The sequence below is a fragment of the Pseudomonas sp. BAY1663 genome (genome assembly GCF_000582595.1).
In the GTDB taxonomy this organism is placed as follows: Bacteria; Pseudomonadota; Gammaproteobacteria; order Pseudomonadales; family Pseudomonadaceae; genus Stutzerimonas; species Stutzerimonas stutzeri_AF.
The window spans coordinates 124,210-140,673 of the sequence record NZ_AZSV01000001.1; the positions used below are offsets into that span (position 1 = coordinate 124,210).

Sequence of the window (16,464 nt, forward strand, 5' to 3'; positions counted from 1 at the left end):
CTTATACCGGGCTGGAACGGCCGGTCATCTCACCGGCCATCTCCGTGGCGTAGCTGTCGGTCATGCCGGCGATGAAGTCGATCATGCGCAGGAATGCATGGTAGAGCGGCAGCTCCGGCGCTGGGGCGCCGCGTCCGAGCAGATCGAGGATGCGCTGGTTCTTGAAGGAGAGCGTGCCACCTCGATGTTGCTCCAAGGCCGCGCCGCAAAAGGCGTTGAGCAATATTTCCAGTGTCGTGTAGGCGCCTATTTCATGCAGCGTCTTGCGCTTGTCCTGGAAGATCTTCTGCCGCGCCATGGCCTTGGCCTGAACACGCATGCCTTGGCGGGACCGTGCATGTGCTCGACCAGATCGCCCTGCAGCTGCCCGGCGAGCAAGCCATGTTGCTGCTCGACGAAGGCGCGTGCGGCGGCATTGGTCAGGTGTTCGATGGCCTTGCCGCGCAGGATCGCCAGCTTGCGCCGCCGCGAGTCGCCGGGGCCCAGCTGGCGGTAGGTTTCCGGCAGATCGTCGCCGACCAGCCCGAGCAGCAGCGCCTCCACTTCCGCGTAATCGAGCAGTTCCATTTCCAGGCCATCTTCGAGATCGATCAGGCCATAACAGATATCGTCGGCCGCCTCCATCAGGTAGACGAGCGGATGACGTCCCCAGCGTTGTTCTTCCGTCTTGGGCAGGTTCAGCTTCTGCGCGATCTGTTCCAGCAGCGGCAGCTCGTTCTGGTAACAGCCGAACTTGTGCTTCTTGTAGCCAAGGGCTTCGGCGTGACGCGACGTCCAGGGATATTTGAGGTAGGTGCCCAGCGTGGCATAGGTCAGCCGTGTTCCACCGTCGAACTGGTGGTATTCCAGCTGCGTGAGTACGCGAAAGCCTGAGCGTTGCCTTCGAAGTTGAGGAAGTCGGCACGCTGCGCATCGCTCATGTCATCGAGCCATCCGCGTCCGGCCGCCTGCTGGAACCAGTAGCGTATGGCATCCTCGCCGGAGTGGCCGAAGGGCGGGTTGCCGATGTCATGTGCCAGGCAGGCGGACTGGACGATCATGCCGAGGTCGGCCGGGCTGCACCAATCCGGCAGCTCGTCGCGCAATACCTCGCCGACACGCATGCCCAGCGAACGGCCGACGCAACTCACTTCCAACGAGTGCGTCAGGCGCGTGTGAATATGATCGTTGCTGGATACCGGGTGCACCTGGGTCTTGCGGCCCAGGCGACGAAAAGCCCCGGAGAAGATGATGCGATCATGGTCCTTGTGGAACGGACTGCGGCCGAGTTCCTCGCTACTGTGGACGGACTTGCCGAGTCGTTCGCGGGTGAGCAGGGTATGCCAGTCCAAGGACTATCTCCATATCGCCTTTAGAGTTGCAGCACAGAATATATACCGTCCGAGAACGAAGCCCGGCTGGATATGCCAAGGGGGAAATCCCGCGCCTGTTGGGCTTCGCGTTGCTCAACCAACCTACGGCAGCGTATGAGCCCGCGCAAGCAACCCAATCATCAGTGTTGTCGTGACAGGTGTGAAGCTACCACAAGCATCATCGTGCCGAGCTGCAATATCGCACCCTTTCGAATACCCGCTGCTTACTGCAATTTCTGCCGGAGTTTCTGTTGCCCCTTGAACAGTGGATAGAGGGTCAGCGCGAAGCGGGCGAGTGTGCCCACCTTGCCAAGGCGGCGGCCGAACAATGCGAGGACCACGGTTGCAGCTATTACCAGCGGGCCTTTGCCCGCCGAATGTTCGGCCGACGATATTCTGGTCATCATCATGCCTTTGACCTGCTGCAGAGGATGCGACAGGGGCTGTGAATGGTAGAGCAACTGCTGGCGGTGCATTTCCATCCGAAGTCGTACCAGATCCTTGCGCAACTTCGGATCGTTGGGAGTGCTCAGGGATCGGCTCATGGCAGTAATCGCTCCCGGTTACGCTCAAGTTCTTCGAGGGTGGCCTGGAAGGGGGCAGCACATTGCTTGGCAAGTGCCAGCGCGCGGCTTATGCAGATGATCAGGGCAATGGCATAGGCGGCGCAGAGCAGCAGAATCGCGGTAATCCGATGGGTTTCCCAAAAGGCGATGACAATGGCAGCCGACAACCCGACCAGAATCAGCAGGCCCAGGATCAAGCTGATCCCTGCTAGAAGAAAAAGCCGGAAGGTCCGGGCTTTCTCTTCCTGAACCTCGATACCGAGCAGTTCCAGATGCCCTTGCAGCAGACCGACGAATGCACCGCCCAGCTTCTTCAGCGAGGGTTTCGGGGAGTCTTCGCCAGGCTTGGCTTCCATTGGCTGCTCTCCCATCAGCGGCGCGAAGAGATAAGGCCGAACAGAAAGCCGACGCCGGCAGCGATACCGATCGATTGCCAGGGGTGGGTATGCACGTATTCCTCGGTGCACTGGACTGCCGTCTGGCACTGGTCGCGCATCGAGCCTTCGCTTTCCTTGAGCATCTCGCGGGCCTTGGCGATGTTCGCATTGATCTTGCTGCGCAGCTCTTCGGTCTGGCCGCCTGCGGTTTCCTGGGTATGTTTGAGCAGGCGCTCGGTGTCGCCGATCAGGGTGTGGAATTCCTCGATCAGCGCATTCTGCGCAGCCTGCAGGTTGCGACGGTGAGCGGATTTGTCGATCAACGGCGGGGTGCTCCCCGCGGTCCCTTCAGGAATCGGGGTGTTATCGCTGGTGCCGAAAGTGGAATCGGTAGACATCTGCAGCTCCTCATGAGTCTTGCAGGAACGGAAAGTCCCTGTGCCTCAAGTTTCGAGCGTGATGGCGATGCAAGGTTCCCGCTTCGGTGGCCTTCGCTGAGTGGCTTGCTGCCAATGGGCCTATGAAGTTCTATGGCGCGCATGGAAACTTCGTTGGAAATAGCAGGCAAAAGGAAACCCGCCGAAGCGGGTTTCCTTCTACTGCACCTGCAACCGCTAATTACATCAGCGGAATGGTGTAGCTGACGATCAGACGGTTCTGATCGATGTCGTTGCCGGTGCCATTGGTGCGGAAAGTAGCGTTACGCCACTTGAGGTTCAGGTTCTTCAGTGCACCTTCCTGGAAGGTGTAGCCGATATCGGTATTGCGTTCCCACTCCTTACCATCGCCATTGGCACCGAAGTCTTCACCGCTGAGATAGCGGGTCATGAAGGTCAGGCCGGGGATGCCGACGGCGGCAAAGTTGAAGTCGTAGCGTGCTTGCCAGGACTTCTCGTCGGTCCGCGCGAAGTCGCCGATCTGTACGTAGTTGACGAGGTAGGGGTCGATGTTGCCGCCGACGTAGGCGAAACCGGTGTCGCCGGACATCTTCTGGTAACCCAGGCCGAAGCTGTGGCCACTGATCGAATAGGTGACCATGGCGCCAAAGGCCTTGTTGTCGACGTTGCTGGTGCCGTCGTCCTTGGAGCGCTGGTAGCGCAGGTCGGTCTTCAGCGACTGGCCGTCAGCAATCGGCAGCACATGAATGAGGTTCAGTGCGTGCTGCTTGTAGAAGTCTTCCAGGTTGCTGTAGTAGTAGGAGGCGCTCAGGTCCTTGGTGACCTTGTAGGTGCCACCCAGGTAGACAAGTTCATCGGACTCTACGCCAGAGTCAGCAACGCTAGCCCCATCGATAGTAATGTCCTTTCCGGTGGTATTGACGACCATGTCTTCATAGTTCGTCGAGTTCCGGTTGTTGATCTGGTCGATATAACCCAGGTCCAGGGTCAGGCCGTCGATCTCGTTGGAAACCAGCTGGGCACCACGCATTACTGCCGGCAGCAGACGGCTGTCGCTAGTGCCAATCGCAGGGTTCTTCAATTGCAGCGTGCCGACTTTCAGAACACTCTTGGATACTTTGGCCTTGGCGGTCAGGCCCAGCTCGGAATAATCATCCGGAGCGCCGGAATCGCCGACCGGCAGAAGGCCGGTACCGGTGCGGTCCGGGCTCGAGTCGAGCTTCACACCCAGCAGGCCGAGCGCATCGACACCAAAGCCTACAGGGCCTTCGGTATAGCCCGACTCCACGCGCAGAATGAAGCCTTGTGCCCATTCGTCTTGCTTGGATTGGCTAGCGCCTTCTTGGCGATTATCACTGTTGTAGTAGAAGTTGCGCAGTTCCAGACCAGCCTTGGTGTCTTCGATGAAGGCGGCTTGAGCCAGGGTGGGGATAGCCAGTGTTGCTCCCAGAGTGGCGAGGGCCACGCCCCGGGCGATGGGGGTCTTGAGCATTTCTTATTTCTCCTCGTTGGATGATGCTCTGAAGTCGCTCTTTGCGGCGCCATGCAATAAAACATTACATGGATTTTTCAACCTTTAGACTTTAGTCGTCAGGGGTCGATAGTCAACGTACTAGACGCTCTCGCAGGGTAATTCCCTGTTCGATATCTCTCGTCGGCACTCCCATAGTGTCTTGCCGGCGAGAAAACAAGGCGCTAATGCCAGACAATCTACGTTGTCTTGACCGCTGCATCCTAGCGTTTTGATTGTCCGGAGTCGAATGGCGATATCGGAGGCTGCAATCGAGTGGGTACGAATTCACAATTTCGAGGGGGTTTCATTGATGTCGATTGCTTCTGAAGAGACGAAGATGCTGCGTTCAACTGCTAGAATGTCGACGCGATCGATGCGAGAGAGAACAAATGTTGCCTGAATGCCAGCTTTTCGGGACCTTGGGCTGTCACCTTTGCGAACAGGCCGAAGACGTGCTGTTGCCCTTGGTCGAGTACGGGTTGTTGGTCGAGCTTCTCGATATTTCCGAGCGGGCGGAATGGGTCGATGACTACGGGCTTCGCATTCCGGTATTGCGGCGAGTCGATACAGGGGCGGAGTTGGACTGGCCTTTCGAAGTCGAGCAGGTGGTGGGATTTCTGCAGGAATAGCGCTGTGGGTGAGACAGAAAAATGGTTGAGAGCCATTTTTTGTATGACTTGCGATAGTTCGAGAGGGTAGCCGGAAAGGCTGGGCATGAAAAAACCGGCTCAGGGGCCGGTTTTTTGTTATCAGAAGCAAACTAAATCGCTCTGATAGTCGGGATATGGTCGGAGCGACTGGATTCGAACCAGCGACCTTCTCGTCCCGAACGAGACGCGCTACCAAGCTGCGCTACGCTCCGAAGATGGCGCGCATTCTACAGAAAAAGTTTTGTTGCACAAGGGGTTAGCCAGGATTTTTTTACGGACGAGGCGAGGGGCTTCTGAAGGGGGGCAAACGTTCTGCCGCCTGCAATCGGGATCGTTCGCGGGTTGTAGGAGCCAGCTTGCTGGCGATCAGTCCGCGGCGCCAAGTTTCGCAGCAAGCTGGCTCCTGCGGGCACCATTGCATAACTGGCACGCATCGCTCCTGTGGGAGGTGCCCCTCGCGGCGATTGCAGACCGAAGGCCTGCCGGGAAGCTCAAGAGCAGCGCCCCGAGGTCGGGCCTCCCACAAAAGCTGCCTGGCTTTTCATCGGCGCGCCAACGTGGCTCGGTGCATGCAATGCACATAGCGCACCTTTACGTTGGGTGTGCCGCAAGGGCTCGACCGGAGTGTCAGAGTTCCTTCACGGTGCGGACCTGATCCTTGTTCACCTTGCCAGGCTTGCCATCGATCAGCTCGTATTCATAGAAGCCGGAGTCCTCATCGTACTCGGGGCGATCCAGTGTCTGGATCTCGCGGCCGTCGTTGAGGGTGATCACGCTCGGGTTGGCGCAGCCTGCGAGCACACCGAAGCCTAGGACAAGCAATAGGGCCGGAATGATGCGTGTACGCATGACGTATTCCTTATTCCTGGTGACGATACCCATGGGACGAACCGGGCAGCGGCTAAGTTCCCATCTGTCGTGCGGTTCGCTCGAGTAGCTCCGGTGTATTCAAGTTGGCAAGGCGGTGGTCGTTTTCCTCCAGCTCAAGGCCGTGCGCACCGAGTTGCAGCAGCAGGCGCTGTACGCTTCGTTCTCCCGCCTGCCAGTGCGTTTCGATTGCTTCTGAAAGATGAGTAGGGATCAGGCTGAACAGTGGCTCCCATTGCTGGCCACTGCGCAGCATCAGCGGCCTGTCTGGGGTGGAGGTCGCTGCCGAGTACATGGCCTGCAGCAGGGGGCGGTCGAGCAAGGGGGTATCGCATGGCAGTACGAGCAGCCACGGATTGCGTGCAACGGCGAGCCCGGCACGTATCCCTGCCAATGGTCCCGGATAATCCGCTTCTTCATCGCTCACCAGGCGATCGGCATAGACTGCGTAGCGCTCCTGGTTGCGGTTGCACGATAGCAACAGCTGGTCCGTCATTGGGCGAGTGAGGTCGTGCAGCCAGGCGATCAGGAGGCGCCCATGCCATTCGATCAGGCCTTTGTCCTGGCCACCCATACGCTGCCCACGACCGCCTGCCAGCAGCAGAATGGAGCACGAGGGGAGTCTGCAGTCGAGCATGGAAGGTGCTCCGGTAAAAGCCTGTGATATAACACCCGGTCTGTACGCTAACAACCGGATGCATGCCATGAGCCATCTTGCCGATCAAGTTTTCGTTCCTCTGAACATCGCCGTGCTGACCGTCAGCGACACTCGCACCCTTGAGACCGATACCTCGGGGCAACTGCTGGTCGATCGTCTGGATGCCGCGGGGCATTGGCTGACTGCCCGGGTACTGCTCAAGGATGACCTCTATCGCATTCGCGCCCAGGTAGCCACCTGGATCGCCGACGATGCGGTACAGGTGGTCCTGGTGACCGGCGGCACCGGTTTCACTGGACGCGATAGCACGCCGGAGGCCGTCTCTTGCCTGCTGGACAAGCAGGTCGATGGTTTTGGGGAACTGTTCCGGCAGATATCCGTTGCCGATATAGGGACCTCCACGGTGCAGTCTCGCGCCCTGGCCGGCCTTTCCAACGCGACACTGGTGTGCTGCCTGCCCGGCTCCACCAATGCGTGCCGCACCGCTTGGGACGGTATTCTTGCCGAGCAGCTCGATGCGCGTCATCGACCCTGTAACTTTGTCGCCCATCTCAAGGCAGGGCGTACGTGCGGGACACGTGCATGACCGCTGGCCGGATGGATCTGTTGCCCGTCGAAGAGGCGCTTGCTCTCCTGCTGAAGCAGGCGGATGCCGAGTCTATTCGTGAGCATGAAACTGTCGCCGCGAGCGCGGCGCTAGGGCGAGTGCTGGCCGAAACGCTGGTCGCCGGGCTGGATTTGCCGCCATGGCCCAATAGCGCCATGGATGGATATGCAATCCGCCACGCGGATTTGTCCGGAGGGCCTTTGCCGGTCAGTCAGAAGGTCTTCGCCGGCATGCAGCCGATCGAGCTGATGCCGGGGACTTGCGCACGCATCTTCACGGGGGCTCCGCTGCCGGATGGAGCCGATACCGTGGAGATGCAGGAGAACGTAAGGGTGCTGGACGATGGCCGCGTGAGTTTTCTCGAGCCGGTGCGGTTTGGGCAGAACGTGCGTCCACAAGGCGGTGAGGCGCGCCGTGGCGATCCCGTGCTCGAGGCGGGAATGCGTCTGGGGCCGGTCGAGCTGGGCCTGGTCGCGTCGCTTGGCGTGACGGAGTTCAAGGTGGTGCGGAAGGCGAGGGTGGCGCTGCTCTCCAGCGGTGATGAGCTCGTCGAGGCCGGGCAGGCCTTGGCACCGGGGCAGATTTATAACAGCAACCGTGTGCTGTTGCGCCATTGGCTCGAGCGGTTGGGGTGCGAGGTAATCGATGCCGGTGTGCTGCCGGACGATAGGCAGAAGATACGCGACTGCCTGGACTCGCTGGGTGATGTCGACCTGATTCTCTCGACTGGAGGGGTGTCGGTTGGTGAGGCGGACTTTCTTGGCCAGGTGCTTCGCGAGGAAGGCCAGCTGACGCTCTGGAAACTGGCGATCAAGCCGGGCAAGCCGCTGACCTGCGGATACTATCGTGGTGTTCCGCTGATAGGCCTGCCGGGCAATCCCACTTCCACCCTGGTGACCTTCGGCCTGCTGGGCCGGCCCTACCTGCTGCGGCGCATGGGGATCGTCGAGGTCGAACCGCTCGGTTTTGCGGTTGCCGCAGGCTTTGCCTGGCCGAAGCCCGGCAAGCGCCGCGAGTATCTGCGGGCCCGGCTCGAGCAGGGCAAGGCACAGCTTTATGCCAACCAGAGTTCGTCGGTGCTGCGCAGTGCCGCATGGGCGCAAGGCCTGGTGGTGGTGCCCGAGCATGCTCGGTTCGATGAGGGCGAGCCGGTGCGGTTCATCCCGTTCAGTGAGCTGTTCGGCTGAAAATACAGCCCGTCGGGCTTGACTCGTTGGGTAAAACCAACCCCAAAACCTGTTGTCTATCTCCTCCATCCGGTTTCCGGCCGGTTGCTGCCTGTCTATTGGCTAATACAAGGAGAACATGGCAATGCAGGAGAGAAACGTTTGGGTCGATTACGCCAAGGCAATCGGGATCATTCTCGTCGTCTATGGGCATGCCGCGCGGGGTGTTTTCAATGCCGGGCTGCCCATGGACGAGGCGCGGTTCGTGCTCGTCGATAGCATCATCTACAGCTTCCACATGCCGCTGTTCTTCTTTTTGTCGGGGTTGTTCTTCTTCGACTCGCTGCAGAAAAGGGGGCGAGGCGGGCTGATTATCAACAAGGTCGATACGATCGTTTATCCCTTTATTGTCTGGTCTTTGTTGCAGGGGCTGATCGAAGTCGTGCTGTCGAATTACACCAATGGGCAGGTCACGCTGACCGAGGTGTTGTCGTTGCTTTGGTTGCCGCGTGCACAGTTCTGGTTCCTCTATGCGCTGTTCCTGGTCTTCGTGGTTTGTGCGTTCCTCTATGCCCGTGCCGACCGCCGCTATTTCCTTCCGCTGGTGGCACTGTTCGGCGTCCTGTTCGTCTTCCAGCAGGACCTCACCGTGAACAACATGACGCGCTTCATTCTGGGGAACACGGTTTTCTTCGCCCTGGGCGTCTGGTTCAACGAGATCAAGGCATTCTTCCTGGCACGCTGCACGCAGTTGATGGCGTTCTTCGGGGTGCTGTTCATCGTCGGCCAGTATCTGTTTCATGTGACCTTCGGCCTGAATTACACGGACGGTGGCTTGCCGGTGCTGGCACTGGCCACCATTTCCATTTTCTTCATGGTCGCGTTGTCGATGTGGCTGGGGCGTTTCCGGGTCGACTGGTTCCTGTTCATCGGGGCATCGTCGATGACCATCTATTTGATGCATATCCTGGCGGGCAGCGGGGTGAGGGTGATCCTGAGCAAGTTCATGGGCATTGATTCGGTCGTTTTGCACCTCGTGCTCGGCACTGTGATCGGTATTGCCGCTCCGCTGGCTGCACAGCTGCTCATCAATCGTTACAACCTGTACTTTCTGCTCGCCCCGCCGAAATGGATGTCCGCGGGATCCCGCCTTCGGATGCGTAAAGCGGTCGCGCACTAGCTGCCGCTTTGCGTGGCTCGCTCTCGGGCAGGCTTCGCTCTGTCACTGAGCGTCGCCGCCGCTGGCCGAGACACCATTGGTTGTACGGCGATGGCGGCGGCGCCGCCTCTTGCGGGGCGCCTCTCGCCATTGCGCCGGTTTTCCCACCGCATCCCCATAGAGATGGATGGCCGTCAACCCGGCGAGTACGCCGATGATGTTGACGGTCATGTCCGCGAGCGATGCGGTTCTGCCGGGGGTCATTGACTGAAGCACTTCTATCGCGGCAGCGCCGATCAGTGTCCAGATGAAAAGAGAGCGCAACGGAGCCTTCGGGAAAGCTATATGCGCGGTGAAAACGAGAATGGAGAAGCCGAGCCAGTGATAGAACTTGTCGGCGCCGGGAAATAATTGGCTGTTGGGCGAGCTCTTCAGCGCCATGAAAATGAGTATTGTCAGTGCGACCCAAAAGGTCGTGCTGGCTACAAGCTTTCGGTATGTCATGCCATCCCTTACTTCAAGTTGTGCCGGGCAATCGGTGCGCCTGCGACGTATGCACGATTAACTGCGGCACGTCAGGTATCGCCTCTGCGAGGAGTCGATGCGTGTCTTATGTGTTAGCCGCAGTTGATGCGTTCAATCGTCAAGGACGTATCGGTATTGAGGTTCAGCCTGTGCGAGTTGTATTCGAGCGTCACGACATCGTCGGGCCGCAGGATTCGTGCGACTCTCGCGCCAGCCTGGCTTCGTGCCTCTTCGAGCAGGTCGGCGGTAGCGGTCTTTCCAATGAAATGCTGTACCGCATCTGCATTACAGATGTTCGTGTCGGAGCCGGTGCTTTTGGCCGTTGAAGTGCTCTGGCAGCCTGCCAGAAAGGCTGCCATTGCCAGACCGATCAATGGATGAAGTGGACGCATGATGGTTTTCCTTGCGTGGTCGCCGCAGCTTCTTGGACGCATGGTTAATACCAAAAGTGCGGTCGACTCGACTGTACGATCGACGCTGCGCTATGTCGATGCCTGGCAAAAAAGAATGCGGCGCTTCGGGAACCGAAGCCGTATCGCCCTCGTCATATTGTTTGATGGCCCTTTGCAATCCCTGGGCTGATAATGACGAAGGAGTTTGCGCTATGTTCACCTCACCTTTACTCAAGCGAGTTGCGACTGTCCTGGCTGCCTTGCATTTGCTGCTGGTAGCCCAGATACCCATGGCACAGGCGACGATGATCGGTACGCCGGAGGTGATCGCCGAACAACAACAGCAGGTGGACCGGCAGCAATTGCTGACCATGCTGGACGATCAGGATGTGCAGAAGAAGCTCGAGTCGATGGGCGTCGAACGCGAACAGGTGGAGAAGCGTATCAACAGCCTGACGCCCGCGGAGCTGGCACAGTTCAACCAGCAGCTGGACCAGGCGCCTGCGGGGGGCGGGGTGGTTGGCGTGATCGTGCTGTTCCTGGTGGTCTTCATCATCACTGACATGCTCTGCGCAACCAACATCTTCAACTTCGTCAACTGCATCAACCGTTGAGCTGGCGGTTGTTGATCCTGCTGGGCGCCGGCCTGCTCGGCGGTTGTGCGGGAATATCGACGGTGTTCGTCGATGATGCGCAACTGCCTGCGCGGGCCGAGCTGGTCGATGTGCCTTTCTTCCCGCAGGAGGACTACCAGTGTGGCCCGGCCGCGCTGGCGACCATGTTGACGCAGCGCGGGATTGCAGTCAGTCCTGAGCAGCTCGTCGAGCAGGTCTACATTCCCCAGCGTCAAGGCAGCCTGCAGGTGGAAATGGTCGCCGCGGCCCGGTCCAAGGGCTTGCTTGTCTATCCTTTGCATCCGCGCCTGGAGACGGTACTTGCCGAGGTTGCGGCCGGCAATCCGGTGCTGGTGTTGCAGAATCTTGCGTTCGACCGTTGGCCTCAGTGGCATTTCGCCGTGGTGGTAGGGTATGACCTCGACGAGCAGAGCATCATCCTGCGTTCCGGCACTACGAAGCGTTGGGTGGGAAGTTTTCGCCAGTTCGAGCGATCCTGGGCCAAGGGGGGGCGTTGGGCCGTGCTGACGCTCGATCCCGCTCGACTGCCCGAAACAGCGGAGGAGACGGCCTGGTTACGTAGTGCGAGCGATCTCGAGCAGGTCGGCCAGATCCAGGCGGCCCGCCAGGCATACGAGACCGCGGCTGCACGTTGGTCGAGCGGGCTGCCCTGGTTTGCGCTGGCCAACAGTCAGTATGCCGCGGGTGACAAGGTCGGGGCGCAGCGGTCGTTGCGTACCAGTATCGCGCGCGACGCATCCTTTGCGGTCGGCTGGTTCAACCTGTCCCAACTGATGGCGGAGCAGGGATGCGCCGCAGGCGCCCGGGACGCTCGCGCCTGTGCCTTGCGCCTGGCGCCGCAGGATGAACGCCTCGTCGTACCATTGCCGCCGGCCGGAGAACAGGCGCGCCAGTGCCTGCCGGTTCCCGCGTGTCCGGTGGAGTGAGCGTGGTTCAGATGCCGAGCCTGTCGCGCAGGCTGTAGTACATGGCGCCGAGTGCGCTCAGTGGAACCCTCAGGCTGTGACCGCCAGGGAACGGGTAGTGTGGCAGGCTGGCAAAGGCATCGAAGCGCTCGGCCTGCCCGCGCAGGGCTTCGGCGATCACCTTGCCGGCGATGTGGGTATAGGTCACGCCATGGCCGCTACAGCCCTGTGAGTAGTAGATGTTGTCACCCAGCCGTCCCACTTGTGGCAGGCGGGAAAGGGTCAGCAGGAAATTGCCCGTCCAGGCATAGTCGATTTTCACCTGGCGGAGCTGGGGAAAGGTCTTCAGCATTTTCGGGCGGATGATCGATTCGATATCCGCCGGATCGCGTGCGCCATAGACGACCCCGCCACCATAGATGAGGCGCTTGTCGGCCGAGAGCCGGTAGTAGTCGAGCAGGTAGTTGCAGTCCTCGACACAATAATCTTGTGGCAACAGGCTGTGGGCGAGTTCTTCGCCGAGCGGCTCGGTGGCGATCACCTGGGTACCGCATGGCATGGATTTCGCCGCGAGTTCGGGGACCAGGTCACCGAGATAGGCGTTGCCGGCCACGACGACGAAATTGGCGCGCACGGTTCCCTTGGGGGTGTGGACCACCGGTGCGCCGCCCCGCTCGATGCGAATGGCGGGCGTCTGTTCATGGATCACGCCGCCCAGGGACTCGATTGCCGCGGCTTCGCCCAGCGCCAGGTTGAGCGGATGGATATGCCCACCCTGTCTATCGAGCATCCCGCCAATGTAGCGGTCGCACGCCACGACCTGGCCAATGCCTTGCCGATCGAGCAGTTCCAGTTGCTCGTAGCCGTAGCGTTCCCACAATGCTTTTTGTGCTTCGAGATGGTGCATCTGCTTATCGGTGAAGGCAGCGAACACTCCACCGTCTTTCAGGTCGCACTGGATGTCATAGCGCGCTACGCGCTCGCGAATGATCCGTCCGCCTTCGAACGCCATCGCCCCGATCAGTTGTGCAGCCGCAGGGCTGACGTTTCGCTCGACGCTATCCAGGTCGCGACTGTAGCTGTTGACGATCTGGCCACCGTTGCGCCCTGAAGCACCGAAGCCGACCTTGGCGGCTTCCAGCACGATGACATTGAAGCCGTTCTCGAGCAGGAAAAGGGCGGTGGACAGCCCGGTGTAGCCCGCACCGATGACGCAGACGTCGGTCTGTTTGTCTTCCTGCAGTTCCGGCCGGCTGCTGGTGGGGATGGCGCTGGCGGCATAGTAGGAAGAAGGATAATCCGTGTGCGGCATATTGGATTCTCTGTTCTGAATATTTGACGGCATGCTAGCGCCTATCCCTGCTACTCGCCAGAGCTGCGGGGTAGTGGGCATGAATATTTCAAAAATTCCAAATATCAGTGAGTTAGCGAAAAAAAACTGCTTGACTCCTGCTGCCGTGGCTTTAGAATGCGCCCCCATCGAAGGCACATAGCTCAGTTGGTTAGAGCACCACCTTGACATGGTGGGGGTCGTTGGTTCGAATCCAATTGTGCCTACCAATTCGAAGCCGCTTAGCGCGGTACATAGAGGGGAATCCTAGCGGGTTCCCCTTTTTGTTTGTCCCTAGAAAACCTTCACAATTTACAGCCCCTTTTCACACTGGGCAATGTGAACGTGTGAAGGACATCCCCTCATTCACACCGATCTAGTGTGAACGTCAATACCTAAGCCTTTGTTATATATAGGAATATCCCCACCTAGTGAAGGTAGGGTCATAGCTCACAGGCTCGCTATTCCCCTCATCGCTTCGCTCAGCTGCTCTAACCAAGGGAGCTATGTGCCTTCGATGGGGAGGCCCTACAAGCTCGTATACGAGGCGTTAGACCTGATGCCTACCCGATGCCATAGGCGAGACGCTGCCAGCCTTATGCGTGACTACAGGGGCTTACCCTTGATGATGTCTGGAATTGTGGGGGAAATGTCGAGAGGGGGAGGGAGGGGGTGTAGGGGGGTGTTGCTCTATGTACATTGAAGGTTGAGAATTTCTAGCAGAAATGGCTAGATGTCTGTGATACTCAAATGCCATCAAGCAAAGGAATGTCAATGTTTAACCTCATCAGATCTATGCTACTTGCCCGTAGGGGGAAGGCATTCGGTAACGAGGTTGCGGATTACATTGGGATGCATCGTAGCCTTTACCATGGGGCAATGGAGGAGGGAGGATGCCGGCTACATATGATTCAGCTAGCTTCGTATAAGGCCAGTGGAATGAGCGTTGGAGAGGTCGCTGATCTGTCAGTCCCATTCCTTATTCCGGGGCTTCGTAGTCTGGAAGAGAGGTTCGGATCACAAGAGTTGATTCTTGATGCGAGGCGGCACGTTTACGGGTTGATGAAAAACCACATGATGAGTATCATCTCTTAGTGATAGGGAAACGGTCCTGTTAGCTTCTAAGCTAACATCTGTACGTCTGGAAAGCAGGCGGGTTGTGGTAAGTAGATGCAGAAGCGAACCTTCAATGTGTGTAGTGAATGCATGAAAGCTATAGCCACCACGTGAGGATGGTTGGTAGAACTCACCAGTTAGCCATTGACTGATAGATGGCGCCTTTATCCTGATGGGCTAATTATCAGGACGGGAACCACTACCGAATAGCGGGCAATGTTGAGCTTATGTCTAGGCTCCCATTGAAGAACGGAACCATTGGTAACAGTGGTTCACCCTTAAAGGGCAACCGGAATCCTTCCGGAATTTATCTAGGCGAATGTGGTGAGCATTGCTTAGGTGTAATGCATCTCTATTGCCTAAATAAATAATTATGCTTACTTGGCATAAGAAGCAAGCCTGGCAATATCAGCAGAGAATTCTTGTTCTATCTTAGCTTCGATAGCTATCTGCTTCGTCACTTCTGTTTTACTAGGTCTACCTACTGGCCTACTAATGCCCATAGCTTTAAGAAGCTCCCTCACTGCTGTGATGTTATCTTCACTAGCTGCATTCTTAAGCATCTCAATAGCCTTGTCTTGCCAATAAAGCTTATGCTCTCTATCCCATCCTTGTTCGTTAGCATACGCTTCTAGCGTTACTAAAGAGACATTCCATTCTTTAGCTAGAGCCACGAATGATGTAGCTTCTATATATTTCTGTTTTCCATTTTCTGGAATATTCATAAATTATCCTTGTATTGTGGTAGAGCAGAAGCAATGCCTGCCGGCGGCAGAAGCATGCATGAAAGATAAGAAGCAAGAAGCATTAATGTCGAAGTATGTCTAGGTGCTGTCGCTTTTGATCTTCTTTTAAATGCATGCTCTTAAACGCCGTAGGCATGCTTTTGCTTTTAAGTATTGCTAGCAGTATATATACATTCCTTTAAGGGAGATGCTCTACAACCCGCATGTTTACTGGGCTAAATCTAATTCGCGCACCAAAAAACAGCAAAAGTTGGTGCGTAAATTATTCTGCTAGTTTTTTAGCCAGTTCTCTAGAAGTGATTTCATCCTTAGACTAGTGATCAGAAGATGCATATCCTCATGCTTTCTGATTGATCCTCGGAAGATGAATTGAATCAGATGACCTAGCGCATACCTATCAGTGTCTATCTCAATACCTAGATTCTTGTAGTGATTGAGAATAAAGATATTAGGGTAGACGTTGTATGCATAGAAACAATTCGTTCTGTCTGCATATTCATTGGTAGCTCTAGTATTCCAAGCTATGAAGGTTCGATGCTTATTACTATCTAAACCTTCAAGGTCAGTTTGCCATCTACGATTAGCCATCACCTTAAGCTGCTTGTAAGGATCAGACCCAATAGCAGCAGTCCAAAAGAAATCACCCTTAGGCATTTTGGTTCGCTTAGTATTTTCTAGGCTATGACCTAGTGCTTTAAGCTCATCGTCTTTAGCATTCTCAAACCATGTATAAGAGAAAGTATGTGGTGTATACAATCCTCTGTCACCAGTTTGAAGCTCTAGGATTTTCTTAGGGATTGGCAGTAGGTGTAGCTTATCCCTAATGATAGCTTTAATCTCTTGTTCTGAGCGTAACCCATCGGGGTAGTGGTAGGTGTAGTTCAGCTTATTTACCTTTAACCATGCTGCCATTAGGCTCCCTTCAAACTGGTAGGTAAGAATGGTAGTGGTCTTGGCTGCATTGATTACATTGGGTGGTGTTCGAGCAATGAAGATGTTTCCTCCGTAAAGCCACAAGCTGCCAGCGTCACACTTGTTCTTTACAGAGACGTCACGTCCCCTGTAGTTAGGATATTTAATGTGGTCCCATTCCACCTCTCCATTATCCGCTATGCTAATCATGCCTGCTGCTTCTAGGGCAGTGATGTCCTGAGGATGGTATTCCTTCCAGACTTCAATCATGTCTAGCGTCTCATCAATGATTAGATGGTAGTCATTCTCATAGATGAGTTGAATGGTCTCTCGATCAATGTCTTCAAACAATGCATGGGTGCATGCGATGTTGTGACCCGCTGAGAGGAGGGTTTTGAGGTGGGATGATTTGGTCTGTGAGCTGGTGCCTGGGGCCTTGAAGGCAAGGTCAGGTAGCTCCATCTGTATCCTTCCTTTGGTCCTTCCGTCTCCCACCTCCGATAGGTAAGGAGACACGAACAACCAACGCTTATCGCTATTCTTCTTTATGTGGTCAAAGACCCAAGTTGTCTTTCCCGCCCCACATATGG

At 56.9% G+C, this 16,464-nt stretch carries 17 protein-coding genes, 2 tRNA genes and 1 pseudogene; 7 read left to right on the forward strand and 13 right to left on the reverse strand.

The window, feature by feature from the left end; translation table 11 throughout:
• Position 1 precedes the first annotated feature (1 nt).
• The 5 genes and pseudogenes from BAY1663_RS00545 to BAY1663_RS00565 form a co-directional block, all read right to left on the reverse strand.
• Positions 2-1,331: pseudogene (locus BAY1663_RS00545) on the reverse strand (deoxyguanosinetriphosphate triphosphohydrolase).
• Between the two features lie 245 nt (positions 1,332-1,576).
• Positions 1,577-1,897, reverse strand: coding sequence for a hypothetical protein (locus BAY1663_RS00550; protein ID WP_037037031.1), 321 nt, complete (start codon positions 1,895-1,897; stop codon positions 1,577-1,579).
• On the reverse strand, positions 1,894-2,274 hold the full coding sequence (locus tag BAY1663_RS00555; protein WP_037037033.1) for a phage holin family protein: 381 nt from the start codon (positions 2,272-2,274) through the stop codon (positions 1,894-1,896). Before BAY1663_RS00555 ends, BAY1663_RS00550 begins: the two co-directional genes overlap by 4 nt.
• Before the next feature lie 14 nt (positions 2,275-2,288).
• Positions 2,289-2,693: a YqjD family protein gene (locus tag BAY1663_RS00560; protein WP_037037036.1), complete on the reverse strand. Its 405-nt coding sequence runs from the start codon at positions 2,691-2,693 to the stop codon at positions 2,289-2,291.
• A gap of 220 nt (positions 2,694-2,913) precedes the next feature.
• Positions 2,914-4,185 (reverse strand): OprD family porin, encoded by a 1,272-nt coding sequence (locus tag BAY1663_RS00565; RefSeq protein WP_037037039.1) that lies wholly within the window; start codon positions 4,183-4,185, stop codon positions 2,914-2,916.
• 410 nt (positions 4,186-4,595) lie between these two features.
• Here BAY1663_RS00565 and BAY1663_RS00570 point away from each other — a divergent pair, with 410 nt between their 5' ends.
• Entirely contained in the window at positions 4,596-4,835 is a 240-nt protein-coding gene (locus tag BAY1663_RS00570; protein WP_037037041.1) for a glutaredoxin family protein, read from the forward strand.
• A gap of 156 nt (positions 4,836-4,991) precedes the next feature.
• Here BAY1663_RS00570 and BAY1663_RS00575 read toward each other — a convergent pair.
• From BAY1663_RS00575 to mobA, 3 genes are all read right to left on the reverse strand, one after another.
• Positions 4,992-5,068, reverse strand: a tRNA-Pro gene (locus tag BAY1663_RS00575).
• Positions 5,069-5,483: 415 nt separating this feature from the next.
• Positions 5,484-5,705 carry a YgdI/YgdR family lipoprotein gene (locus BAY1663_RS00580; protein ID WP_037037043.1) on the reverse strand — a complete coding sequence of 74 codons (222 nt, stop codon included), beginning with the start codon at positions 5,703-5,705 and terminating at the stop codon, positions 5,484-5,486.
• A gap of 52 nt (positions 5,706-5,757) precedes the next feature.
• On the reverse strand, positions 5,758-6,360 hold the full coding sequence (mobA, locus tag BAY1663_RS00585) for a molybdenum cofactor guanylyltransferase MobA (protein WP_037037046.1): 603 nt from the start codon (positions 6,358-6,360) through the stop codon (positions 5,758-5,760).
• A 67-nt stretch (positions 6,361-6,427) separates the two neighbouring features.
• Between mobA and moaB the strand changes: the two genes are divergently transcribed.
• The 3 genes from moaB (at position 6,428) to BAY1663_RS00600 (ending at position 9,334) form a co-directional block, all read left to right on the forward strand.
• Positions 6,428-6,967 carry a molybdenum cofactor biosynthesis protein B gene (gene moaB / locus BAY1663_RS00590; RefSeq protein ID WP_037037049.1) on the forward strand — a complete coding sequence of 180 codons (540 nt, stop codon included), beginning with the start codon at positions 6,428-6,430 and terminating at the stop codon, positions 6,965-6,967.
• Positions 6,964-8,175: a gephyrin-like molybdotransferase Glp gene (glp, locus tag BAY1663_RS00595; RefSeq protein WP_037037051.1), complete on the forward strand. Its 1,212-nt coding sequence runs from the start codon at positions 6,964-6,966 to the stop codon at positions 8,173-8,175. The genes moaB and glp overlap by 4 nt, the downstream gene beginning before the upstream one ends.
• 124 nt (positions 8,176-8,299) lie before the next feature.
• Positions 8,300-9,334 carry an acyltransferase gene (locus BAY1663_RS00600; RefSeq protein WP_037037054.1) on the forward strand — a complete coding sequence of 345 codons (1,035 nt, stop codon included), beginning with the start codon at positions 8,300-8,302 and terminating at the stop codon, positions 9,332-9,334.
• 42 nt (positions 9,335-9,376) lie between these two features.
• Here BAY1663_RS00600 and BAY1663_RS00605 read toward each other — a convergent pair whose 3' ends face one another.
• On the reverse strand, positions 9,377-9,817 hold the full coding sequence (locus BAY1663_RS00605; RefSeq protein WP_051497038.1) for a VanZ family protein: 441 nt from the start codon (positions 9,815-9,817) through the stop codon (positions 9,377-9,379).
• A gap of 113 nt (positions 9,818-9,930) precedes the next feature.
• Entirely contained in the window at positions 9,931-10,230 is a 300-nt protein-coding gene (locus tag BAY1663_RS00610; RefSeq protein ID WP_051497039.1) for an I78 family peptidase inhibitor, read from the reverse strand.
• Between the two features lie 212 nt (positions 10,231-10,442).
• Between BAY1663_RS00610 and BAY1663_RS00615 the strand changes: the two genes are divergently transcribed.
• Positions 10,443-10,844 (forward strand): PA2779 family protein, encoded by a 402-nt coding sequence (locus BAY1663_RS00615; RefSeq protein ID WP_037037056.1) that lies wholly within the window; start codon positions 10,443-10,445, stop codon positions 10,842-10,844.
• Complete coding sequence (locus tag BAY1663_RS00620; protein ID WP_037037060.1) at positions 10,841-11,791, forward strand: PA2778 family cysteine peptidase; 951 nt, start codon at positions 10,841-10,843, stop codon at positions 11,789-11,791. Before BAY1663_RS00615 ends, BAY1663_RS00620 begins: the two co-directional genes overlap by 4 nt.
• 7 nt (positions 11,792-11,798) lie before the next feature.
• Here BAY1663_RS00620 and BAY1663_RS00625 read toward each other — a convergent pair whose 3' ends face one another.
• Positions 11,799-13,082, reverse strand: a complete 1,284-nt coding sequence (locus BAY1663_RS00625) for an FAD-binding oxidoreductase (RefSeq protein ID WP_037037063.1) — start codon at positions 13,080-13,082, stop codon at positions 11,799-11,801.
• Between the two features lie 171 nt (positions 13,083-13,253).
• Between BAY1663_RS00625 and BAY1663_RS00630 the strand changes: the two genes are divergently transcribed.
• A tRNA-Val gene (locus tag BAY1663_RS00630) sits at positions 13,254-13,330 on the forward strand.
• 1,263 nt (positions 13,331-14,593) lie between these two features.
• Here BAY1663_RS00630 and BAY1663_RS24610 read toward each other — a convergent pair.
• Together BAY1663_RS24610 and BAY1663_RS00645 are read right to left on the reverse strand one after the other, a co-directional pair.
• Complete coding sequence (locus BAY1663_RS24610) at positions 14,594-14,941, reverse strand: hypothetical protein (RefSeq protein WP_037037068.1); 348 nt, start codon at positions 14,939-14,941, stop codon at positions 14,594-14,596.
• A 291-nt stretch (positions 14,942-15,232) separates the two neighbouring features.
• The gene (locus BAY1663_RS00645; protein ID WP_037037071.1) at positions 15,233-16,336 is read right to left on the reverse strand and encodes a hypothetical protein; all 1,104 of its coding nucleotides are present in this window, start codon (positions 16,334-16,336) and stop codon (positions 15,233-15,235) included.
• Positions 16,337-16,464 lie beyond the last annotated feature (128 nt).